This window comes from Bacillus sp. MMSF_3328 (assembly GCF_030733525.1).
Taxonomy (GTDB): domain Bacteria; phylum Bacillota; class Bacilli; order Bacillales; family Cytobacillaceae; genus Bacillus_AB; species Bacillus_AB infantis.
Genome location: NZ_JASHIV010000013.1, coordinates 60,536 through 83,243, shown reverse-complemented (window position 1 = coordinate 83,243; position 22,708 = coordinate 60,536). Strand labels below are relative to the sequence as shown.

The window sequence follows — 22,708 nt, the reverse complement described above, 5'->3', positions numbered from 1 at the left end:
CTATCCACCTTAGTAATCGGCCTCGTTTATCAATCTTTAAAAGAAACTAACACAGAAGTCCACGACAGTATTGAAAACTACCAAATAAAAGTAAAGTAAGTTCAAAGTTTTACCATTAATCAGGTGAGTCAGAGAGGAGAAATTATAAATGAATGCAAGTATATCCCAATTTATGAAAATTGCTTTAACTGTAATTGTTATTTCGGCTTTATTATTCTTTGTTGGTTATAAGATGGTTGATGATGAGATCACAGGAACTGGTGGTTATCAAAAAACAATTGAAGGCGTGGAAATGCCTACAACCGATGCACCTCGTACAACCAGATAGACACTAAACCCAGCGATAATCAAAAATATATATTTGGAAGGGAAGTTTTATTAATGAATGCTAGTATATCTCAATTTATGAAAATTGCTTTAACTGTTATTGTTATTTCCGCTCTTTTATTTTTTGTCGGTTATCAAATGGTTGATACAGAAATTACAGGAACCGGCGGTTATAAATCGACTGTAGAAGGCGTTGAAATGCCTGCAACATCTGCACCTCGTACAGCCAGATAGAAAATAACCCAGCGTTTATTTTGAAATAAATATTTATTTGGAAGGGGAAGCTTATCAATGAATGCTAGTATATCTCAATTTATGAAAATTGCTTTAACCGTTATCGTTATTTCTGCTCTTCTATTTTTTGTTGGATATAAAATGGTAGATAGTGAGATCACGGGGGCGGGAGGTTATAAATCGACCATAGAAGGGGTTGAAATGCCTACAACCGGCTCACCGCGTTCAGCAAGGTAATGACTAATGAGTACAGTATTAGCTAAATGGATGACTCTTTTTATAGCTCTCACAATTATGTTTACCCCTTTTTTCGTTTACCTTGACTCTCTGCATAGGGAAGTCGTGGCTCTAGTCCTTCAGCAAGGGCTTAAGGAAGCAGCGATAGAAGGATATTTTACACAAGAGATTGTTGAAGGCATGAAAGATACCTTGGAGCAAGACTACAAGTTTGATCGCAATCTTATAGAAATCACGACTCCGGATTCCTCCCCTCAAACTCGAGGGGAGTACCTGGAGGTAGAAATAAGTGTTCCTAGAGGCCCGATGTTCATTTTGAATATTTTTAATCAGGGTCCAACCGAAATAACTAGAAAAGCGGAAATAATGAGTGAATACGTTTCTTAGGAAGGGAGGGAAGTTATAATGGGTACAAGTCTTCGAACCTTCTATCTGTGCTTAATTTGGGCAGGAATCATGACTATGCAGCTGAATTTCACCTTTGATTCAACGGCTACTAGAGGATTAAGAGATTCACTGGAATTGGCTACACATGATGCCGGGCTACAAATAAGTAACGAAGAATTGGTGAACGGGAAAATTGTCTTTGATCAGTCTGAAGCGAGGAGGGTTTTAGAAGAAAGTTTGAAAAAAAACTTACTATTAGATGCTTCCCTTCAACCTAAAACAGGTAGTTTTTTTCAAGATACCGTCCAGATTAAATTTGTGGATTACCTGGATGATAACAATACACCTGAATTCCCTACAAATTATATAAATGATCAATATGACATCGTAGACGTTGTTGATGGGCCGGCAATCGTGGTGGTTCTTGAAACAACTGGCCCGAGGTATTTTACAGGAGAAAAGAAAATTATTCGTCAGGCTATTGTCTACGAGTACAAATCCTAAGCAGTCATGGCCTTACTGACTTGTATAGTTCCTTCTATACCAAGCCGAGTAGGCTTCTTTTATTAGAGGCACCATTTTAATATCTAATTAATGTTAAGATAGAATTATATGCTTATTAATCTAGGTTTTTCCATATTGTCTCTTGAAAAAGTCCCGCTTTAGGGTTATAATAAATATAACATTATATTATAAATGATAATAAAAACAACATAGAAGGGAAGATGAGAAAATGAAAAAGACGTTTACTGCTTTGTTAGTTGGAACAATAATTTCTGCCTCCGCTCTAAATGTGTCTGCAAACACTAAATTTAAAGATGTTCCTAGTACATATTATGCTAAAGATGCAATTACTCAATTAGTAGACAAGGGTGTTATTAAAGGGTACGCAGACGGAACATTTAGACCAGCCAACAAAGTGAACCGTGCTGAATTTGCCGCTTTTGTTGCAAGGGCCCTCAATTTACCCGCTGCTTCAAGTAATTTTAAGGATGTACCCAAAAGCGCCGCGCTGTATGACGGAGTGAGCCGAGCTTACAAAGCCGGGATCATTAAAGGCTTTGCTGATGGGAAGTTTAAGCCTTCAACTTCCGTAACACGTCAAGATATGGCAGTGATGCTCGATCGCGCCATGCAAGTCAAAGGCTCTTATACAAAGACAAAAAGCTTAAATTTCAGTGATGCTTCAAAAATTGGACCATACGCAAGGGCTTCAGTTCAAAGAGTCTACAATTATGGAGTAATGGGAGCATATAGCGGAACAAAATTTGAACCTATTACAATAGGGACCCGCGCAGAAACCGCTAAACACATCTTCAACATGCTGCAGGTTGTTGATGGAGGAAGCCCTTCTCAGCCTTCGGAGAATAAAGATTATCGAAGCATGAGCCTTGCAGAGCTAAAAGCAGCCTATCCTCAACATAACCATGTTTTTGTCCAACGGCTTTGGAAGCCAGAAGCAAAAATTGTGGTAGAGGATATGCTTGAGAGGTACTACAAAGAGCTACATGACCCTGTATTCGGTAAATATACTGAATCTCCCGATGAATGGTTTGCATTTATGTTACCTGGGTTTATTAGTAGTACAGCAGGAAATTATATTGATTACCCAATGAGAGAAGTCATCGCCTATAATGGCAACTCTTATAAGGATTCACCTTTTATGGCAACAGATTTTCCTATTACTGAAAGGGCCGTGTATGATACAATGCCTTTCCAACCAAAAGAAAAAGGTCAATTTCTGATTGATATTCATCGATATGATAATGACTTTGTCATATACCGACATGAGGATGTCAAATGGGATGTTCTGGCTGAAAATCCAACTGTTGTAGAATCCGATTATGTTGTAGATCTATACAAGACCTTTCAATATGCAACCGGGGTGACAATGGCAAAAGGCGGATTGGAAATAGCCTATAACGGTCAAAAAATCATTCTATCAAACGGCAGCAAAAACGCTATTATCAATGGGAAAACTGTAGTGTTGTCTCAATCAGTCAATCTGAAGTCAGGAAGAGCATACGGACCCGTAAGAGAAATTGCTGAGCATATCGGCCTGTATACTAAAGAACTTCCAGAATTCAAACGAATTGAGATAACTAACTTTAGCCGTTAAATTCCAACTGAGAGCATAGATTGACAGTCAATATATTCATGTGCTAACTTAATATGGAACAAGGAAAAATTAAATTTCTTGTTCCATATCTCTATACCTAATGGGAATACCCCACGAGTAAAAGATGAGCATTGCTTTATCTTTTATTGGTGGGGTATTTTTATTTTTACCCTGAAAAATAAAATACTAGATTTTAGGGGGTGAATCAGCCAGAAGATGAATAAAAAATTGAATAGGAAATTCAATTTGGGTTTCTTGATTTTTTCTTGTGCAGTTCTCTTCATCAACCCACAGATAGCGAATGCTCTTGCTTTAATAGGGAGTTATGCTAATGCCAGTCCTGAAGATTTTTACAGAACGAATAACACAGAGATCCCAGAGCAAAATCTTGTTTATACTGGTTCTAGTGATACCTTAGTCCAGGGAGAAAAATCGGGAAAGTTGTTAAATGGCGTAATATTACGTGCAGCCAATGACTCAAAATTGGGTTATACGTTCTTTTATCCTAATCAGCTGCGATCCATAGCTACCGCGATTAATGGTAATCCTGATTATGTGGAATCCAAAGTACGAAAGACTCAAATAGCCCGTACAAACCGCACCGGTAATACAGAAACATGGGTTTGGTCGCGTGATATTGGAAGAGCAGCGGGGGCAAGTGTGGATTTAGTTGATGTTCCTGGCCAGGTAGATGAAAGTGGCGCTCCAAAGGTAAAAGTTATTTTCAACGCTACAAAATATCCTGCAGCTAGATTTTCAAATGATTATGGAACAACACCAAGTACCGCGAAAAAGGGTGAAGAAATCTTTTTGCATGTATTTGCTCAAGAATATGACCCTTATCGATCTCAAATTAAATGGGATTTGGCGGTTGATGGCAAGATAGTAGACTCTGCTGATGGATTAGCCAATACATCATTCCGGTCTATACCCTATACCTTTGATACTGAAGGTATACATAATTTAACATTAACTGTCACAGATGGTATCGAACGACAGACTGTTAAAACTCACAAGATTAACATCGGATCGAATGTGAAACCACCTCCGCCGGAAAAAGAAAATGCAAAACCGATTGCCAGTGTAAATGTCGAACCTTATTTTTACTGGCCGGAAACCGTTACATTTACTACTGGAGCCTATGATCCTGATCCAGATGGCGAGATTGTATCTGAGCAACTTTATGTTGATGGGGTGCCAATAGACGGGAAGACATGGAATTCTTCTCGGGTAACTGAAAAGACCCCGCATCAGGTAGACTTTGTTGTTGAAGATAATATGGGTGAAACAGCTAGCGATAGCGATACTTTTGAGATTTGGCCCACCATTCCAAAAGCCGAGGTAAAAATGGAAGGGGAACTGAAACAGAATCGAGCGTTAACCTTTGACGCAAAAGCATCTGACTTAGTTTCGCCGATCGAATTTGCACCGATTGAATATTCATTAACCAAATGGAAAATTGTACCGATATCTGACGGGCTTACAAATGAAGATGTAAAAATACGACCTGATAAAGATCCTTCGTTAAGAAAAGTATTGTTCAAGAAGCCAGGGACCTATGAACTTCACCTGACTGTGACCAATAAATTTAATGAGGAATCAGAGGTTTTGATCAAAGAATTAGTAGTCAGGCCGGATGAAAATCCCTTTGCCAGGTTTACTGTCGATAAGGCCGTTTACTTACGAGACCAGTCAGATGGAAACCAAGCTACGATTACTCTAACTGACGGCAGTGTTTCAATGGATGGGGATACCATTGCTCAAAGAATATGGTACAAGGAATTTGATGCAAATAACGATGGTATTTTTGGTACTGCAGCTGACGGAGGGAAAGAAATACTCGACAGCGGGAACAAGTCTTCCATTACCTTCAAAACGAACCATGTTGGAAACTATCGCTTTTCTCTAGAGGTAAAAGAAGCATTCGGAGCACCCACCTATGAGGAGTTCATTCTCCCGGAAGAATATCTGACCGATACTTCAGATGTCATTGACGAAGCTGGCACCGTTTCTGTTTACTTGGATCCAGATAACTTTAACATCCCAACATCAGATAAAGGCGTTAAAGTAGACAATGCTCCTCCTGCTATTGATTTTGGTGTTAAGCGCCAAAACTCCATTCATTTGGCTTTAGACTTTGGGGGAATGGATATTGCTGCCCTAAAGCATAAAACAGGGCCAAGAGAGGGAGCGGGAGTGAACAATGGTGGAGGCGGCGGGAATTATGATCATTACTATTATGACGTGGATTCTACTGCCAAGAATAAATTGACTGCCTACGCCGGCTCCTTAGAGGCAGATCTCCGTAAGAAGGGGCTCGATGCAACTGTCTCAGTGAATAGCTGCTACTTTGAGATTCTAGACCTGGATGGGGAATGTGCAACCAATGTGCCAGTATGGAACTGGGTTGACCGCGGATATTATGTTTACGACTCTTATTCTGGCACCTCTCCCTATAGCGGAGGGTGGGAAGTAACCAGCAGCGGCAGTAACTTTGTTGCTACATGGTGTTATGAAGTAAACTGGGCGTGGAGTGATAAGGAGCAAAAAATGGTTCCGGTTGAACATTCACATGCGCCCCCATGTTCAAACGCCGCTAACGCTTCAGGGTATACTGAATATTGGGCATCTTTAAGAAGTTATGTACCCGATAATCGGTTTGAGATTACTAGCTACACGAATGAAGGCTGTGGTCCTGATAACCGGCCGGGAAACCCGGAAACAGACCCAGATGGAATTGATTCAAAAATAGATACCACAGACTTTACAGATGGGTTTAATTCCTTCTCCTTTAATCAGGCGACCTATAAGTATTATTTTAGGATGGACCATCAACCCTGGACCTGGATAAACGACTCAAGCAAGAAGAATCTTGTTACGAAAAAAGTTCAGGATGACAACATATTTTTCTGGAGTAATTCGAATGATTCATTAAGGGGCGATGCGCAGTCCTTAATAAGTAGTACAGGTAGGACTGGCACATTCAGTCAATATAATACTTCCAGCCTGCAGCAGAACATTCAGTTGATCCAGGACTACTTATTGAACAAATTTATGATTGAAGAGGACTCTGAAACATTTACCATTGTTCTTGGGGATCAGCTGGATTACACAACCGCTTATCAAGATTATGAAAATGATCCGGAATTACAACGTGAATGGAAGTTTGTCCATGATCCCACTTCTGTAAATGGAAGAGAAATTGATGCAGCGCCATCGTCGCCTATTGCGCAAAGCGGTTTGTATATTAATCAACCACTCCAATTGAATGAAGTGGGCACCTATTCTGTCACGCTCAGAGCGAAGGATAATCCCTTAGCAGAGATAGGTAATGATCTCCGCTTTGCTGAATACCAGAAATGGTCTGACGAGGAGATAGTTCGCGAGTATAAGATAAATGTCCATCGGAGACCAATTGCTGATTTTACCGCGGAGGTGGAGGCTGGAACTTTAAGATTAAGTTTAGATCCATCCCAGTCTTATGACCCGGATCATCAATACAATTGGTCCAGTTTAGGAATAGCAGAAAGAGGAATTGTGGAATATTCTTGGGAAAAGTACGTCGTTGATGATGTAGAACATACAGGAGCCCCACCTGAATTCTTAGAACCCTTGAAAGATTATTATATAACCTTGAGAGTAAAAGATATTGATGGTGCTTATGGGTATACAACCAAATTGGTGTCCACAAAGACAGTAAACCTTAAGCCTGTTGCTCTGTTCGATTCACCTTCAACGGTACTTAGGACAGACCGGTTAAAGGACCCAACGAAAAAATCCTTTATCTACGACCGCAGCTACGATCCAAATGGCGATCCATTAACCAACTATAATTGGACGATAAAAAGACAATCCGATGGAGTGATTGTTTGGACCGGAAGTACACCTCCTGTTAACTTTGCTGCTATAAATTTGCCAGCAGGGAGATATATAATCGGATTAACTGTATGGGATATTCCAAAATATCCACCGGCTTTACAGAGTGACCTTTATGAACGTGAAATTACAGTTCTGAATAATAATCCACCTAAATCATGTTTTGATTTAAGCCGGACAATAATTGATAAGTCGACTATATCATGTGTTAATAACTCGACTAGCCCGCACATTCTTTATGTGGATGAACCAGCTATCTATACTGATAATTCTAGTGATCCTGACGGGCATAACCTCATCAATTACTCCTGGAAAGTTGAATTATTAGGTGAACTTAATATGGTAGTTCAGACTTGGAATACCGGATCAGCACCTATTAATTTCTCTCAATTTGCCGGAGTGGGGAAATACCGAGTGACTCAAACGGTTTTTGATGAACCACCAGCACCATTGCCTTCTCTAAAGGGTACTCACTCTAAAATTTTTAACGTTATAAAAGGACCACAGGCTCCATATGCTTTATTTGATTACGATCCATTGCTACCTGTTGAAGGGCAAACAGTAAATCTAAATGATTTGTCTTATGATGAGGATGGCCAAGTAACCAGGTGGGAATGGACGATTGAAGCACCAGACGGTACTATAACCACACAAACAGAGAAAGAACCTTCCATCCCAGATGCTGTAGCAGGGGTATACAAAGTCACCTTAAACGTGTGGGATGATACAAATTTAAAATCAAAGCAGCCTGCTTATAAGGAGATCATTGTTACACCGAAGCCAGCCAATAAACCGCCAGTTTCTTTATTTGTATGGGAACCATTTAAACCATTCTTAGGAGAAGAACTTACACTTAATCCTGATGGCAGTTATGATTTAGATGGAACAATCGTAACCTACCAATGGCAGATCCGAGGGAAAGATAGTTCGACTTATTGGACAACAGAAAAATACCCTACATTTGTTGCTCAAAAGGATTATTACGATGTCACTTTAACGGTAAGAGATAATCTCGGCGCCTCTTCAAGTAAAACCGAGAGAATCTATGTCAATATTGCTAATTTGACACCATTGGTTACTCACACGGATGACTGGAAACAATACTGGATGGGGAAAGGCTATGAAGCTGATGTTAACATGTTCCATGCAGGTGAAAAGTTTATTATTGAGTTAAAGACGACTCCCGCTCAACGAGTAGAGGGAAAAGTGAATTTTGGAGGGAAAATAGGGGAAATCTCTATCCCAAGTTCTGCTTTTAATTTAATTGGCCAAAATCAGTATGAATATACCTGGAGAGCGGAGCTATGGAGAGAGGATTTTATAAACATCGCCGACGGCGAATATCTCTTTGAATTTACTGGTTATCATCCAGAAAATAATCCTTATGTCCAATCAAAAGGAACATACATTATTGAGATATTTGGCAGCATATATGACTCTAAAGATTACCACCGAAGGTTTTAAGATCCTTACCTCGTAGGAAAAATATCCTACGAGGTTTTGTATTAATACTGTATTTTTTTTACTTTGTTGAGTATTTATTCCCCTTTTCAAGAACAAACGTTCCCTTGTTTACCATACAAAAATATATATAATAATATTAAGCTGTTACCAAAAAAAGAGAATTTTTTCTGTTTGATAGGTTGCGATAGATAACCAGCTTCAAGGTTTCTATTTATAAAAAGAAGGTGGGTTAATTTTGAGTATTTATCGTTCCAAGTATAGAAAAACAAATGAAGAACCCTCAGTCAATACCTACACGTTTTATTACTATATTCGAACCAAGAATATAGTTGAAGAAAACGGGAAAAGTGACCTCTTTTTGTTTGCAGGCATCACTCAGAAAACATTTCAAAGTATTGGGTCAGGTATACGAAAACAGATCAAACCCTTATATTCAAAGATTCTTGAGACTCCATTAGAAAAAGCTCCTCTTTATACCCACAAAATTCCGAACGGTGATATTTCCATTAAGTTGAGCAAAGAAGATATGGACACTCTAATACAAAAATCTGAATACGAACCATCTGCGATCTTCACATATGAATGTAAAAAGAAATTGAGATAAAGGGAAATTTTTGTTATTCTTTAACTATACTTTTTCCTTTAAATTTCTTTTGCAATCCATTTTTGATAGGATTTGCGGTGTAAAACATACATAAAGCCTTTGGGCTGTTTGAGAACATAGCTATTGCTATGAAGCCAAACATGCTCAAAGGCTTTTTTTGTTTTTCTTCTAAAGGAAAAAGTAAAAAGCTTTGAGAAAGGGTGTTTAAAATGCAGCATCAGCCAAACCAACCAACCAGGAGAGTAAGAAAAGATTGTTGTCATCATTTACTTTGGAAGAAGAATTTGAAGTATTCATTTGTAAAAGGATGGGTGACGGATCATGTTTAAAGTGAGCTTTTTTATTAAAGAAAAAGAACAAGAGCTTTTCCCAATGCTTGAACCCCTCAACTTTACCATTCACAGGGATCATAAAGTTGTCTATCAAGGAGAGAAATATCGGTTTATCATACAACCTTTTTCTGTAGTAGGCAGAGAGTCTCAGGGTTACAGAGCTTATTATAATGGGAACCCCGACTCTTTTCAGTACTTATTCGATCATGCTTTGGGTTGTTTTTCCCCCACCATTAGCGGCGTTGAATACACTCTTCAAACAGATAAAAGTCAAAGTGAGTTAGTCAAAACAGCTGCTAAAGCTAAATATAAGAAAGGTTCCGTTTATGGGCTTTTTGAGAATCAAGGTATTGGCATTGTCATAATGCCTACAGGGCAGGTTATATTGCAAGTTAAAAACCGCCTCATAAAACGCGCTGACCTTGCGAGAGTAATGTATGAGATTAAATCTGTGGTTGATATGTTTAAACCGCAAGATTTTAATCTCTTTTCTTTTATGGAAAAAGAGGAAGGAGTGCAGGTGTCATGAAAAGAGCAGAGAAAGAAGAGTGCAATCTTTCTGGTTCCGCGGCAGCAGCATTTATCAACCTAATTGAGTCGGGAACTTATCAAAAATTAAAGCAGCAGGAGACCTTCTTAGACCAATCAAAAGAAGCCCTCAGGGGAATGCTTTATCACTATGAGGGAAAAAGACACGAATTTAAAGAAATAAACTATGTAGCAAAGTTTGTACGTAAAAATGTATGGCAAACCAACCATGCTGGTTTGATCGAAGAATTACTTTGTTATGTACAGCCAAACATTGCAGCGAAAGCTATCCAACTAGATGTTAAAAAAATAAAAGAGGCTAATGAGGAAGGTTGTAATGTACACCACCTTTTGACCCCTTATCAGAATCCAGACACGTATTATTTGCGCCCCACGCTAAATAAGCATGGCAAAAGACAAATAAGGACACATGACTATTTATTTGGAGGTCAGAGCATCGAGGAACTTGTAACAGAGATCCGGGATAATACAGTAACTTTCAAAGCCTATGCAGAAGAATATGAACACTTTAAGAAAGCTGCTGAACAATGCCCGGTTCTTAAAGAAAAATACAAGGTTACAACTCCGTATGGTAGTGTTTCTTTACTTTCCAATCGCCCTACCTGGAATATAGAAAATATCCTTAACGAAATGGGAGAGGAATTAATTGTTTCTTATGGAAAGGTTGATATTTCAAAACTTGAACAGCTGATATTACAGGGCCTCATTCCTAAGTCAATGGTTTCTCCATTTAGAAAACTTTTAGATATACGCCTAGACTTTGTAGTAATGGACATGAGCAGTGAAGAAAAGGCTGTAAACTTTCATCGCAATAAGCAGATCCAGGCTAGTTTAAAAAGGTTCGCGTAATCAAGATATTTCAATTTAAACAAGTAAATCATTCTGATTTACTTGTTTTTTTATTGCAGGGATAAAAGAGAAGGTTACCACAGAACATAATAAAAATTAAAGTGCAGCGAATTTTTTAAGCATCAGAAAGTACACTGTCTCTAAAGCACTTAACTATGTAGTATAATATAAGAAAAAATGTAAAATGTAGGTGTGTCTATGAGTCAACCAGCACAAAGTGTACCTAATAATAACGAACCTCAATATCAAAGTGATTCCTGTGATGCAATTCTCGACACAGCAAAAACAGTTTATGCCGAAGAGCAAACTCGTTTTATCCAGTATGAAAATAAGACAAATATAGGGTTGGCTTTTGGAGGAGTAATATTAGTTGCATATTTGACTTATTTAGGAACTAATAAACTACCTATTCATGATACTGGCTATCTAATATATTCAATTTTATTAAGGTTTTCTGTTCTTACATCGTTTACAGTTGGTATAATTTACTTCTTAAGAGCTATAAAAAGTGGAGACTACGAGCAGATTAATCTTTCGAATATAGTCGATTTGGATTTTGCTCAGGACCCAGTTGCCACTGTTAAACTTGAACTAGCTGCAACATATAAGACAGCCATAGATGGGAACAAAACCATACTAGATAAGAAAACAAAATATTACGATATAGGTTTAACATCAGTAACAATAGGTTTTTTAATTTTTGTAATTTATTTTGTTATTGAGGAGGTAATTAAGCATGTCAAATAAAAAAATACACACTTTCAGTGAAGGAAAGGGTAGGCCACCTTCATTAGGTGGCAGAGGTACAACTACAGTCAGACGCGATGCTTTCTCTGAAGGTACCAAGAGAAATAGTAATATTGAAAGAAGAACTGAAACAAAAAGAACTAATAAAAACGATTAAATTATCATAGTAGTTTGGCTCGCCTTTTAAAAGGTTTATAAATTTTTTATGTTCCAATAATTATAAAGAAGACAAAGAGCTAAAACCTTACTACATAAGGGTTTAGCTCTCAGATTGTAGACAATCTCGACAAATTCGGGTTAGTTTACACTCTATTTTTTACAAAATTAAAGATATATCAATGTGAGACGGTTCACGGTTCATGGGGGTGGTCTTACATGATTCAGGAATACTGCTGCAGTTGCAGCTTTTGGAATAAGTAAATTGGTAGATAATTCTTTATTGTTACTTTTAATAATGCTATAATAAAAGAGTCTTATTTTCTTTTAATGTATTTTTGCCACATTTCATGTGTGCGGTGAACGAATATTTAAGCCTTTGGGGCTGTTTGTGTTTTTTGAACTATGTTCATTAACCAAGCATTCTCAAAGGCTTTTTTGCGTTCTTAAGAAGAAATAAGCGAAGAAAAACTTTGAGAAAGGGTGTTTTTTACATGGCTAAAGTATTAGCTGAATTATTTAATGAGGGATTATTGTTGGGGGATAGTGCTAATTGTCGTTATTACCGTATGGAGATTCGTACTCCAGATGGAAAAAAACGTATCTATTCCTTGAAAGAAAATTCTAAGAGTGCTGCTAGATTTGAAGCGCAAAGTATTGTTGAAGAAATGATTAATTCCTTTGAGGACGAGCGTATTATGTGGAAAATGACAGGGGACAAGCATTGGAATTTTGGAGCGGCAAAGACGCGAAAGTCGATTTCAAAGAAGCTACTCCATTATTTCTTCGGTGAAGACATTTATTAAAAATTGTTGCCAAAATGGCAGAGGAGGAAAATTAAAATGAATATGGTAGCTCTTGTTGGCCGTCTCACTAAGGATCCTGTGCTTCGCTACACTCCAAATGGTGTACCTGTTGCTTCATTCACACTTGCGGTAAATCGTACATTTACGAATCAAAGTGGAGAAAGGGAAACCGATTACATAAATTGTGTAGTTTGGCGAACCCCTGCAGAAAATGTAGCAAATTTCTTAAAAAAGGGGAGCCTCGCAGGTGTAGACGGTTCTATCCAAACAAGGACGTATGAAGGCCAGGATGGTAAGCTGGTCTATGTGACTGAAGTAATCGCGAGATATGTACAATTCTTGGATTCCAAGAAAAATAATCAATCTCAGGAACAGCGCAGGCCGGAGAGTAACAATACTCCTTCAGGGAGAAATAGTAATAATAATCCATATGCTGATCCATATTTTGAAGGAGAGCATATCTCTGATGATGATTTGCCTTTCTGAGAAATTGGAAAGCGAGAACTAAATAGAACAATAGAAAAGAGTATCCACTAACCCTGGATGCTCTTTTTTATCTGATGTGGAGGGAACAGAAAATGCAAGCAATTGACATTTTGGTTAAAGAAAACGGGAGTTTCAAGTGGAAAAGTAATAAGGTCACTTCGCAAGAAGATATTTATCAAATTGTTGGAGTCACTCAAGAGCATATAACACTTCCTCATAACATTTATCTAGTTGTAAATGATGAGGCAGAAAAAGAACCTGGAAATATCAATCTTATGATGCTATGGGATGATGAACCATTTAGTCATCACCCTGTCTTCGGGCCCGTTTTTTTAACTGGAGTCACCGAGGCCGGCCAATTTATTTCATTGACGGATTTTCAAAAGAAATGGATTGCCCGACATTTAGCTCATGTAGCATTGAAAAATGGAATGAATGTGCTTGCCATTGATCTTCGAAATGGAGGGGCAATCGCATGAGTCATATTGGAAATAAGATAAAAGCCGGTTACTTCCGTACTCCCGATCTACAGGGAGCGTATTTAAGAAAACTTTTATCTTTCCCCCATAACACAGCTGCTTTTGATCCTACTTGTGGAGAAGGTCTTATTTTAGATCAGCTTACAAACGGGCACGAGGAAATTGAGATTCGTACTTATGGTGTTGAATTGGATAAAGGAAGGGCAGCGGAAGCAAATAAGCACCTGGATACAGTTATACAGGCGCCTATAGAAAGCATGGTCATTTCACATAATGTCTTTGGTCTGCTTTTTCTAAACCCTCCCTATGACCATACCATGCTAGGCGTGGGTGATAATAAATCCGAACGAAAAGAATATACGGAGCTCGTCAGAAACACCAGGTATCTAGCACCTAATGGAATTATGGTCTACATCATTCCATCGTACCGATTTGCGGACAAAAAGATAGCAAGATTCTTATCCAGTCAATTTGAGGATATTGCCATCACTAAGTTTTCTCACGAAGAATATGAAGAATATAAGCAATGTGTATTCATCGGGAAAAAGAAAGAGTCCGCGAGTAAATCATTGAATGATAAGCTCTTCAGTTTTCTTCAATTGATGGACCAAGAGGAACACATTAATAAACATGTAACTCCCCTTGATCAGTTGGTTGGGAGAAAAAATTGGGAAGTTCCTTCAGCAGAAATAGAAATAACCACTTTCTATACAAAATTGGAAAGTAAGTCTGACTTTATTTCTGCTATCCAAAATAACAAAGGATTTCATGCCTTTATAGAACGCACCAAGCCAAGGCAATTAGTAGTAGGGGGTAACCCTATTATAAATATTGCAACTGGCCAGTTAGCATTACTTCTGGCATCTGGAGCGGTGAATGGAATTATTGGTGAGGGGGATACCCTCCATGCTGTTCAGGGAATGGAGGTCGTCTCGAAGGTAGTAACGGAAGAGAAGACTGAACATTCTTCTGTCACCAAGTCTAAAACGAAGCGAGACGTGTCCGTAAAATTAATACTTCCGAGCGGTAAAGTTAAAAAACTTGTCTAAGAAAACAGAGAACATCTGTAGAAAACAAATAATGTTGGAAATGGCATATAAAAGTTGGAAAAGCAGACTTTAGAATGCTGCCTTATCAAGGCTTTCTAAATTAAAGCAATAGAAAAATCGCAACTGCGTTTCCAACTTTATTTCTGTACCAGCAAACTGCAGAACGGACGTGCCTTATAAAATCATACTTGTTGTTTACAACTTTTATTGTCATAAACAGCAAACATGGGAGGAATTCATATGAAAGCAATCCAAATGAATACTTTGAACGCAGGTAGTGGCTGCATGGTCCTGCAGATTAATGTTCAATATGGTGGGAAACTTAAAACAATCGTAGTCAGTGAAGATTCAATTGTTGGCTTTAGCTTACCGGATCCATTCAACTATGAAGGAGATTTAATTGACATCTTACTTTGGGAAACCACTGATTGGGACCAGCTAGAAGATTTTATTGGTATCGAAATGACTCTTAAAATCTTTCAAAAGGTATCCGATGAAAAATGGTTTAAAGATTCTCTAAGAAGAGGTAGGCTTACAGCCAGATTGAAACTGCGGGAATTTATCCAGGCAGCTTCTGAGCTACAAGACAATTGGGATGAAGTATTGAATGAGGGATATCCATTTCAAGATTTTGAGGAGCATTGCCTTGAGTTGATGGACTGGCAGAATGCAGTCATGAGACAAACTCCTCTTACACAGGAACTTAAAAAAGTGTGGGAATCCAATAAACAGGAATCACTATTCCAATTCAATGGAATCGAGATCACTAATCCATTTTTAGATGAAACCGGTACATATAAAATTGCACCGATTGATTACTACGGATATGAGAATATACAAAAGGCTTACAATCAGTTAAAAAATATCGGATTATCAGAAGTTATTTAAAAAGAAAAACCACGTGAATATTAACTAGTCTTATTCGAGGAGGGCTGCACTTAGTTGGCATCTTTCCTTGGATTCTAATTGAATATACAAACCGAGACCTAAAGGCTGGAAACAAGAGACTATTACTCTAGTTCCGGCCTTTTTATTTTTTACTATAAAGGAGGGTAGCCCGGAGCGGAATGGACAAATTAATCTCATTTCCTCAAGGGCATCTGTATGAGTTTTTATAAACAGTTTGAAGAGATCAAAAAGGAAATAAAAGAATTGTATTTAAAAACAGATATTCCATTCATTTTATCTACGTCCTTCGGTAAGGATTCCACTCTGATGCTGCTGTTAGTGTGGGAAACACTTTTAACCATTCCGAAAGAGCAGCGGACCAAAAAGGTATTTGTCATTTCAAGTGATACATTGGTTGAAATGGATGCTATGAGTGCTTATATCTCTACAAGTTTGGAATTGGTTGCACAGCAAGCAAAGAAGGATGAACTTCCTATTGAAGTAATTAAAGTAGTTCCTGATATGAAGGAACGGTTCTGGTGGAATGTCCTGGGAAAAGGAAATCCTCCTGTTGTTCCGAAATCGAAACGGTTTCGCTGGTGCACAGGAAAGCTTAAACAAGCACCTATCGATAGGGCTATTAAAAACATCCAAAAGACTCTAACATTCGGCTTGAATTATGAGCATGATGTTTATTTATTTCTTGGAACAAGAGATGCTGAATCCATCCAACGGAAAAACTCAATGGATAAATTCTCTGGCAGCGGAGAGAAGTTTGGAAAACATAGCAGGTATGATCGAGTCTGTGCTTATTACCCCATAAGGTTTATTGACGGCTCCGCTCTTTGGGCTTACTTGTTTGATTTTGAGACGCTGCCGTGGGGGATGCCTCTGTCAAAATTAGAAGAGTTTTACCCAGAGGGAGTATATGAATGTTCATTGAAAACGGACGGCCAACAGGGTTCCTGTGGGGGCGGCCGTAATGGCTGCTGGGTTTGTACCTTCGTAAAGGAGGACAAAATGCTCCAGGAAGAAATTCAAAAGGGGAATTCTGCTGCGCACCATCTATATGAATACAAAAAGCTGTTAATGTCGATTCGCAACGATGCTCGTTACAGAGAATCTACTAAACGAGTTCAAGCTAAACAAAGCAGGAAGAGATTAGATAATGTGAGAAGAAGCTCTAACCAGTATTCTTTGTTTGAAAGTACTTGTTCGAATGATGGAATTCAAGCAAAGAAAACAAATGAGTATGAGTCATTTGATCGTGCAGAAGAAATAGAGTATTCCACTGGATCACTTACATTTGAATGTAGAAAGTTACTGTTGGAATATCTTCTCTATATTGAGCAAGTTACTCAGCTTAAATTAATCGATCAGGATGAGATCCAGTCCATTCTGGATGTGTGGAGGGAAGAAGGATACCACGTTCAACTTATTCAGCCAAGAAAATTTGAATATGATGGCGCGGTTGTGTTCGATAGTCAGTTTTGCCTTAACGAAAAAGAAACGCTTAATAGCAATCCTCAATTTTGGATTACGCGTGAATTTGATTTGGGTAAAGATGAATTGCTTGAATACTTGAGTAAACGGCAAAAAGAAACAGGGAAATCATATTACTATAATTTAACTTTTTATGATTTCGGTCCTGAGGAAGAATTTGTTTATAACACAGCGGCGTTTCTGGTTTGCCAGGCCGGCATACAAACTGAACAAGCTGCAGGAAAGGTGATTGATAATTGGCTTTATCCCGGATATAAGGGAGAGGCGTGGGATTGGGACGCATATGCTAAGAAATACATTGCCGCAGCCAAGACCTTAATCTCTCAGCCTGACCACGATGTGGAGTTACTGGCTAGGTATAATAAAATCTTAGATACATTAGGATACGGACCTATCTTACCTGTAACTGAACATCTTTTAGTCGGCAAAGTTTAATATTGCCCTTTTTCTAGTGAATCGATATAATAATCCTAGATGCGACACATCTTGTGTCAGCGGGTTAAGAATTAGAATTCAAAGCTCTTTGGGAGCCACACGTTTATTCGTGAGGACTTTCAAAGAGCTTTTTTGTTTTTGAAAGGGGAAGAGAGTATGGAAAAAGTAGCACATTATACTGCAGTAGAAAAACTATTCACTTTTGAATTTGGGTTCTTATTTACTGAAGAGAACATTGAAATTGTTGTGATTGATCATCACACCAGCCAGGTTCGTACATTAGGTTTTTGTATGAACGAGGACGATGCCGAATTCCTTCTGGAAACGTCCATTCAATTTGGGTTTAATGAGAAAGGAGTGAATTTTAATCCCATTCCTGGATACCAATTAAGCAGTCCACTAGAATCTGTCGAAGTTTAGTAGTTTTTTCTATGCTTTTCCATTATAATTAAATCATACTTTCTTCTTTCTTTTTATGTTGCAACACTTTATGTGTTTGCGGTGACGAATACTATCTGGCCTTTGGGCGCTATTGTGAAAAGAGCAGCAACTGTTTATCTCCTGCTGCTTTTTAGCAATTTGCCCAAAGGCCTTTTTATTTTGTCTTAAGAAGGAGTAAAAACTTTGGGAAAGGGTGTTAGAAAAATGACGAAAGCCGCGTTTAAACGCCGTACAGTCGATGAAAAAAAAGAGCAGGTGGAGAAGTTGCTTCAATCGCTTGATGAGGGTGTAAAGAATTTTACATACAACCCCGAGAGATTTAAAGCACTATTGGAGATGCAAGCATTAATGCCTAAATATACTTTTAGGAACATCATGCTGGCTAGAATTCAATTGCCTGAAGCACGATTCATCGCTTCTTTTAATCGTTGGAAGGAGTTGGGCCGTAATGTTAAGAAAGGGGAAAAATCCCTTAGGATTTTGGCCCCGCGATTTAAAAAAGTCAAAGATGATACGACTGGAGAAGAAGAGACTAAACTAATAGGCTTTTTGGGTGTGCCTGTATTTGATGTTTCTCAAACAGAAGGAGATCCATTGCCTGCAGATCGAATCCAGCTAACATTAGACGGAGAATCTCAGGAAGCGATAGACATTTTTGAGTGGGTTAAAGAACTGGCTAAAGAAGATGATTGTCCCGTTACAATCAAACATGCGGACGGAGCAAATGGCTACTATAGCATAACCAATCATGCCATAGTGGTTGATTCTAAACTCTCAATCAATCATCGGGCTAAAACTGGTGTCCATGAGCTTGTTCATAGCAGAGTACATCGGAATATTAATGGTACTACAGCCACAGAGCGAGAATGTGTGGCGGAGGGTGTGGCATTTATCGTATGCTCCTATTTTGGATTAGACACATCTGATTACTCATTTGAGTATGTTAACGGATGGTCTAAAGATGGAGGGGAATCTCTCATGAAATATGGAGAGATCATGCAAAAGACAGCTAACCTTCTAATTGAGGACTTTGAAAGAGTGGCAGAAAAAAGCCAGGCCCTAGCTGCTGGAGAAGGGGAAAAGAATGACTGCCCAATCTCAGCCTGAAGCTAAGGAGGCCCAGGTAGTCTTTCTCGGAAAGGATCCATTGAATCCAAGTGAAAACTTAATAAAGGTCTGTGTAGCCGACTCGATCGGCTTCGCAAAAGATGAGGCGGAAGCAATTCAACTAATTGATGTACTACAAAATTGGTAGTATCAGATGGTGAATTGCTTTTTTTATTGAAAGGAGTCCAGTGATGAACTTTTTAAAAGAGACAGAAGATAACCCAAAATTATTCCAGGTGTATTTAAAACAAGCATGGCATGAAGTATTCTGTTATGCCCTGGCGTTTGAAGAAAGCGGCCGGCATGAAGATAAGCTTCTCTTTACCATTGTAAGTGGAAGCGACTCTGCATTGCAGTCCTTAAAGGGCGCTATTGATATTGGAATACATGGAGGCCTTAAATTTGGTTACGGGACTAAGGAATTGACCAGTTACTCATTCAAGAGTGAAAAAGCTCTGTTTGCGGAGAAGGGCAAATATCAAAAATTCGCGATGACGCTCAGTCAGAACCGAAAAGCCCTGGCCATCGTTCATGAAGATGTATTGAACAATAGTAAATATGTTCTTTCGTTCGATGGGAAACCTGCTCGTGATATTGCTCAGCTGCTTGGTGGGCCTTCTTTTGGCTTGTATATCCTCCCGGAATGGGAAGACATCGTTCTCTCTGAACTTATCCGTACAGGCCACCTGGAGGAACATCAATTATATAAAGACAATGAATTGTTTCCAAACGGTTTATTCCTTTTCTCGATTAACTTAACCGAGGAGGAAGCAGATCTCTTCATTGAAAGGTTATTAAAAGAGCGGTTGATTCAGTTTCCTAAACATGGAGATGGAAGCCATATAGAGCAAATCAAGGATCTACCTAAGTATCTACTCGAAAACAATGAGGCAATGGTCAAAAAATTGTCTGAAACTATAGAACCTGAACACAATCCATTAACTGATGAGGCACTAGAACATTTTGAACAATACCCGCAACAACTCTTTCCTGTACAAGCACATGCAGCTACAGCCGTATCAAAAAGATTACGTACCCAGAAGGCTGTCATTATTCAGGGAGAGATGTCTACTGGGAAAAGCCGGCTAATGACCGCTATAGCTGATGGTTACCATGCAGCCAAAAATAAGAGTGGTTACCATGTATGTTTAATGTGTCCTCCTAGCCTTACCAAAAAGTGGCCAGAAGAGATAAAGTCCCTTCTACCGGAAGCGGATGTTTACGTCATAAATAAAACAGAGCAATTAATCGCTTACCATAATAAATGGATACAGCAAGGAAAGCCCAAGCCTGTCAAACCAACATTCTTTGTCATTTCCTTTACGACGATGCGAGGAGATGCCAGGTCAGTTCCTGCCGTCCATTTTGTCAGCAAGAATACCGCGCAGCAGCGGCTGGATGAAGATTTAACTTCTTATCGTTATGGATATTATTGTCCAAAGTGCGGGAAACCTCATCAGACTGTCGAAAGCATCTCAACTGATATAGATGAGGAAGGCAATGAGCTAGAAGTAAAAGAGACTCATAATATGACTCCTAGCGAATTTGGCCAATCAAGAAGATTATCCAATAGCGTAAAACCCGCTAATGCTTTTTGCTTTCATTGTGGTGAGTCTTTGTGGACTAAAAAAGCACCGACTAAATTTGGTTGTTTTGCCGAATGGGCTAAGTTAGAAACCCGTATTATTCATGCCATTCACCAAGAAAATCCACGTCTCTTAAGACAAATACAGTCTGAGGTGCCGGATTATAAAAAAGTGGTAGGAATGCCTAGAAGGTTGGCAGCCATTGAGTACATCCGTAGAAGAATGAAGAATTTCTTTGACATAACTCTAGTTGATGAAGTTCATGAATTAAAAGGTGGCATGACCGCCCAAGGAAATTCATTGGGATCCTTAGCAAAAGCATCCAAAAAAGTGGTTGCCGGAACTGGGACGCTCTTCGGAGGAAAGGCGGAAGATGTCTATTATCTGCTTTGGCGCTTATTCCCGAGAGATATGGTTGCCAGTGGGTACAAATACGAGGAAGTCAGCCGGTTTAATGAAGAATATGGGAATATCGAGGAAACCACGTATACACCTAAAGAGAGCTCTGCTGAATACACAAATACAAATTCTCGGGGCGGAAATCATAGGACAACCAAAAAGGTTCTACCCGGAATATCACCATTCATTTTCGGACGGTACATGGTTCAAAATGTAATTAATGTTCGGTTGAAAGATGTATGGCCTGATCCAGTGGAGCTGGTTGACACCCCTACCATTTTTGTTCCGTTATCGGAAGAGCTTGAATCCAATTACAGAGGAATGATTTCCGCTTTTGAACATGCTATAGACACATGGGATGATGGCCATAAGCTTTATATGCCAATGACTGATTATGGCATTGCTTACCCTGACAACCCATTTACCTTTCCAGATGCCACTATGAAAACAGCTACTGGACAGCGGGATTTAGTATGGGAAGCGACTCATCTAGACACAAATTGTACGCTTCCAAAAGAAAAGAAATTACAAGAAATCATTGAGGGAGAAATGGCTGAGGGCCGCAAATCCATTGTTTATGTTCGGGATACAGGCTCTTCAGTTTCTGAGCGGGACATTCGGCCTCGATTAATGCAAAAGCTCGAGGAAATTGGAGCAAAGGTATGTATTCTTGATACAAACACCACTGCAACTAATACAAGGAGCGAATGGCTGAAACAAAAAATAGAAGACGAAGGTTACGATGTCTGTATTGTTAGCCAAGAATTAGTGAAAGTGGGATTGGATTTATTATGTTGTCCTACGCTGATTTATTATCAGTTTTCTTGGAGTCTGTTTACGATTAATCAAAGTGCGAAAAGGAGCTGGAGAATTGGCCAGACTGAAGAGTGCCGACTTTTCTATCTCGCCTACGAAAATTCCTTCCAGGAAAAGATGGCGCAGATCATCGCTATGAAAAATCGCGCAACTGCAGCCATAAATGGTGAACTATCATCTGATGGTTTGTCTGCCATGCTGGGTGATGAAGGAGACCTTCAATCCATGCTCATTGAAAGTGTGAAGAAGGGCGGAGGCATACTAAAAGGTTCTGCTGAAGACTGGATCAATCACACTTCTGATCGTGCAAGAGAGATTTTAGCGGGCATTGGAAAGAAAAAACAGAATCCAACGATACTTGAACAGTTTGTACGCTGGGTGGAGATTGAAATCTCTGGTCAAACCACTAAAACTGCAATGATTAGGGAGAAAGAACAACTTGTTAAAAACATTCAAGCCGGCCTTGTTTCTGGCTTTGCCGTTAATAATGGAATCCTTGAGATTGATTTAATACATGCCTTTGGATTTGATAGAAAGTTTGTGGCTGATGGGGCCATATTATATCACCTATCAAAACCCCAACTGGCTATTCATAATGTAGAGCGGAGAGAGTCCTCAGATACTGAAGCAGCTGCAGCGGTAAAAATAATTACGATTGATAGTAAAAGTAAGTCTAAGAAAAAGTCTAAGAAGCCGATTACATCGGATGGTCAACTTGCATTTGACTTATTTTTATAAGAATCGAGAGAAAACTTTAGGAGGTTTCAATACATTGTTAGGGTTAATAGAACAATTCTCTATATGTTTATTTTTTATCCTGGTTACAATATTA

At 38.9% G+C, this 22,708-nt stretch carries 22 protein-coding genes; all 22 read left to right on the top strand.

Annotated elements, in window-relative coordinates; all coding sequences use genetic code 11:
• Positions 1-148: 148 nt before the first annotated feature.
• The 22 genes from RBB45_RS18660 to RBB45_RS18555 all read left to right on the top strand — a co-directional run bounded on the left by RBB45_RS18660 (position 149) and on the right by RBB45_RS18555 (position 22,614).
• Entirely contained in the window at positions 149-328 is a 180-nt protein-coding gene (locus RBB45_RS18660) for a hypothetical protein (RefSeq protein WP_306010133.1), read from the top strand.
• Positions 329-381: 53 nt separating this feature from the next.
• Positions 382-561 (top strand): hypothetical protein, encoded by a 180-nt coding sequence (locus RBB45_RS18655; protein ID WP_306010132.1) that lies wholly within the window; start codon positions 382-384, stop codon positions 559-561.
• Positions 562-618: 57 nt separating this feature from the next.
• On the top strand, positions 619-798 hold the full coding sequence (locus tag RBB45_RS18650) for a hypothetical protein (RefSeq protein WP_306010131.1): 180 nt from the start codon (positions 619-621) through the stop codon (positions 796-798).
• A gap of 6 nt (positions 799-804) precedes the next feature.
• Positions 805-1,185, top strand: a complete 381-nt coding sequence (locus tag RBB45_RS18645; protein WP_306010130.1) for a hypothetical protein — start codon at positions 805-807, stop codon at positions 1,183-1,185.
• Positions 1,186-1,203: 18 nt separating this feature from the next.
• Positions 1,204-1,689, top strand: a complete 486-nt coding sequence (locus tag RBB45_RS18640; protein ID WP_306010129.1) for a peptidase M23 — start codon at positions 1,204-1,206, stop codon at positions 1,687-1,689.
• A gap of 229 nt (positions 1,690-1,918) precedes the next feature.
• Positions 1,919-3,304 carry an S-layer homology domain-containing protein gene (locus tag RBB45_RS18635; protein WP_306010128.1) on the top strand — a complete coding sequence of 462 codons (1,386 nt, stop codon included), beginning with the start codon at positions 1,919-1,921 and terminating at the stop codon, positions 3,302-3,304.
• A gap of 216 nt (positions 3,305-3,520) precedes the next feature.
• Entirely contained in the window at positions 3,521-8,644 is a 5,124-nt protein-coding gene (locus RBB45_RS18630; protein ID WP_306010127.1) for a PKD domain-containing protein, read from the top strand.
• A gap of 235 nt (positions 8,645-8,879) precedes the next feature.
• Positions 8,880-9,248: a hypothetical protein gene (locus RBB45_RS18625; protein ID WP_306010126.1), complete on the top strand. Its 369-nt coding sequence runs from the start codon at positions 8,880-8,882 to the stop codon at positions 9,246-9,248.
• Positions 9,249-9,569: 321 nt separating this feature from the next.
• On the top strand, positions 9,570-10,109 hold the full coding sequence (locus tag RBB45_RS18620; RefSeq protein ID WP_306010125.1) for a hypothetical protein: 540 nt from the start codon (positions 9,570-9,572) through the stop codon (positions 10,107-10,109).
• Positions 10,106-10,978: a hypothetical protein gene (locus RBB45_RS18615; RefSeq protein ID WP_306010124.1), complete on the top strand. Its 873-nt coding sequence runs from the start codon at positions 10,106-10,108 to the stop codon at positions 10,976-10,978. Before RBB45_RS18620 ends, RBB45_RS18615 begins: the two co-directional genes overlap by 4 nt.
• 198 nt (positions 10,979-11,176) lie before the next feature.
• On the top strand, positions 11,177-11,725 hold the full coding sequence (locus RBB45_RS18610; protein ID WP_306010123.1) for a hypothetical protein: 549 nt from the start codon (positions 11,177-11,179) through the stop codon (positions 11,723-11,725).
• Positions 11,715-11,882, top strand: a complete 168-nt coding sequence (locus RBB45_RS18605; RefSeq protein WP_306010122.1) for a hypothetical protein — start codon at positions 11,715-11,717, stop codon at positions 11,880-11,882. Before RBB45_RS18610 ends, RBB45_RS18605 begins: the two co-directional genes overlap by 11 nt.
• A 493-nt stretch (positions 11,883-12,375) precedes the next feature.
• The gene (locus RBB45_RS18600; RefSeq protein WP_009790718.1) at positions 12,376-12,687 is read left to right on the top strand and encodes a DUF6018 family natural product bioysynthesis protein; all 312 of its coding nucleotides are present in this window, start codon (positions 12,376-12,378) and stop codon (positions 12,685-12,687) included.
• Positions 12,688-12,723: 36 nt separating this feature from the next.
• Positions 12,724-13,173, top strand: a complete 450-nt coding sequence (gene ssb / locus RBB45_RS18595; protein ID WP_306010121.1) for a single-stranded DNA-binding protein — start codon at positions 12,724-12,726, stop codon at positions 13,171-13,173.
• Positions 13,174-13,265: 92 nt separating this feature from the next.
• On the top strand, positions 13,266-13,652 hold the full coding sequence (locus RBB45_RS18590; RefSeq protein WP_306010120.1) for a DUF3846 domain-containing protein: 387 nt from the start codon (positions 13,266-13,268) through the stop codon (positions 13,650-13,652).
• Positions 13,649-14,701, top strand: coding sequence for a DUF6094 domain-containing protein (locus tag RBB45_RS18585; RefSeq protein ID WP_306010119.1), 1,053 nt, complete (start codon positions 13,649-13,651; stop codon positions 14,699-14,701). The genes RBB45_RS18590 and RBB45_RS18585 overlap by 4 nt, the downstream gene beginning before the upstream one ends.
• A gap of 240 nt (positions 14,702-14,941) precedes the next feature.
• Positions 14,942-15,589 (top strand): hypothetical protein, encoded by a 648-nt coding sequence (locus RBB45_RS18580; protein WP_306010118.1) that lies wholly within the window; start codon positions 14,942-14,944, stop codon positions 15,587-15,589.
• 216 nt (positions 15,590-15,805) lie between these two features.
• A complete protein-coding gene (locus RBB45_RS18575; protein WP_306010117.1) occupies positions 15,806-17,527 on the top strand; it encodes an adenine nucleotide alpha hydrolase family protein in 1,722 nt (573 codons plus the stop codon).
• Positions 17,528-17,683: 156 nt separating this feature from the next.
• On the top strand, positions 17,684-17,947 hold the full coding sequence (locus RBB45_RS18570) for a hypothetical protein (RefSeq protein WP_306010116.1): 264 nt from the start codon (positions 17,684-17,686) through the stop codon (positions 17,945-17,947).
• A gap of 204 nt (positions 17,948-18,151) precedes the next feature.
• Positions 18,152-19,075 (top strand): ArdC-like ssDNA-binding domain-containing protein, encoded by a 924-nt coding sequence (locus RBB45_RS18565; protein WP_306010115.1) that lies wholly within the window; start codon positions 18,152-18,154, stop codon positions 19,073-19,075.
• Positions 19,053-19,223 carry a hypothetical protein gene (locus RBB45_RS18560; RefSeq protein WP_306010114.1) on the top strand — a complete coding sequence of 57 codons (171 nt, stop codon included), beginning with the start codon at positions 19,053-19,055 and terminating at the stop codon, positions 19,221-19,223. Before RBB45_RS18565 ends, RBB45_RS18560 begins: the two co-directional genes overlap by 23 nt.
• 43 nt (positions 19,224-19,266) lie before the next feature.
• Complete coding sequence (locus RBB45_RS18555) at positions 19,267-22,614, top strand: helicase-related protein (RefSeq protein ID WP_306010113.1); 3,348 nt, start codon at positions 19,267-19,269, stop codon at positions 22,612-22,614.
• The last annotated feature ends 94 nt before the right edge of the window (positions 22,615-22,708 follow it).

What these genes read in the sequence shown, in the direction of transcription:
- RBB45_RS18560 (WP_306010114.1), top strand. Translation starts at nt 19,053, where the DNA reads ATGACTGCCCAATCTCAGCCTGAAGCTAAGGAGGCCCAGGTAGTCTTT.
- RBB45_RS18585 (WP_306010119.1), top strand. Translation starts at nt 13,649, where the DNA reads ATGAGTCATATTGGAAATAAGATAAAAGCCGGTTACTTCCGTACTCCC.
- RBB45_RS18630 (WP_306010127.1), top strand. Translation starts at nt 3,521, where the DNA reads ATGAATAAAAAATTGAATAGGAAATTCAATTTGGGTTTCTTGATTTTT.
- RBB45_RS18590 (WP_306010120.1), top strand. Translation starts at nt 13,266, where the DNA reads ATGCAAGCAATTGACATTTTGGTTAAAGAAAACGGGAGTTTCAAGTGG.
- RBB45_RS18570 (WP_306010116.1), top strand. Translation starts at nt 17,684, where the DNA reads ATGGAAAAAGTAGCACATTATACTGCAGTAGAAAAACTATTCACTTTT.
- ssb (WP_306010121.1), top strand. Translation starts at nt 12,724, where the DNA reads ATGAATATGGTAGCTCTTGTTGGCCGTCTCACTAAGGATCCTGTGCTT.
- RBB45_RS18620 (WP_306010125.1), top strand. Translation starts at nt 9,570, where the DNA reads ATGTTTAAAGTGAGCTTTTTTATTAAAGAAAAAGAACAAGAGCTTTTC.
- RBB45_RS18610 (WP_306010123.1), top strand. Translation starts at nt 11,177, where the DNA reads ATGAGTCAACCAGCACAAAGTGTACCTAATAATAACGAACCTCAATAT.
- RBB45_RS18635 (WP_306010128.1), top strand. Translation starts at nt 1,919, where the DNA reads ATGAAAAAGACGTTTACTGCTTTGTTAGTTGGAACAATAATTTCTGCC.
- RBB45_RS18660 (WP_306010133.1), top strand. Translation starts at nt 149, where the DNA reads ATGAATGCAAGTATATCCCAATTTATGAAAATTGCTTTAACTGTAATT.
- RBB45_RS18640 (WP_306010129.1), top strand. Translation starts at nt 1,204, where the DNA reads ATGGGTACAAGTCTTCGAACCTTCTATCTGTGCTTAATTTGGGCAGGA.
- RBB45_RS18650 (WP_306010131.1), top strand. Translation starts at nt 619, where the DNA reads ATGAATGCTAGTATATCTCAATTTATGAAAATTGCTTTAACCGTTATC.
- RBB45_RS18605 (WP_306010122.1), top strand. Translation starts at nt 11,715, where the DNA reads ATGTCAAATAAAAAAATACACACTTTCAGTGAAGGAAAGGGTAGGCCA.
- RBB45_RS18575 (WP_306010117.1), top strand. Translation starts at nt 15,806, where the DNA reads ATGAGTTTTTATAAACAGTTTGAAGAGATCAAAAAGGAAATAAAAGAA.
- RBB45_RS18615 (WP_306010124.1), top strand. Translation starts at nt 10,106, where the DNA reads ATGAAAAGAGCAGAGAAAGAAGAGTGCAATCTTTCTGGTTCCGCGGCA.
- RBB45_RS18555 (WP_306010113.1), top strand. Translation starts at nt 19,267, where the DNA reads ATGAACTTTTTAAAAGAGACAGAAGATAACCCAAAATTATTCCAGGTG.
- RBB45_RS18580 (WP_306010118.1), top strand. Translation starts at nt 14,942, where the DNA reads ATGAAAGCAATCCAAATGAATACTTTGAACGCAGGTAGTGGCTGCATG.
- RBB45_RS18655 (WP_306010132.1), top strand. Translation starts at nt 382, where the DNA reads ATGAATGCTAGTATATCTCAATTTATGAAAATTGCTTTAACTGTTATT.
- RBB45_RS18600 (WP_009790718.1), top strand. Translation starts at nt 12,376, where the DNA reads ATGGCTAAAGTATTAGCTGAATTATTTAATGAGGGATTATTGTTGGGG.
- RBB45_RS18645 (WP_306010130.1), top strand. Translation starts at nt 805, where the DNA reads ATGAGTACAGTATTAGCTAAATGGATGACTCTTTTTATAGCTCTCACA.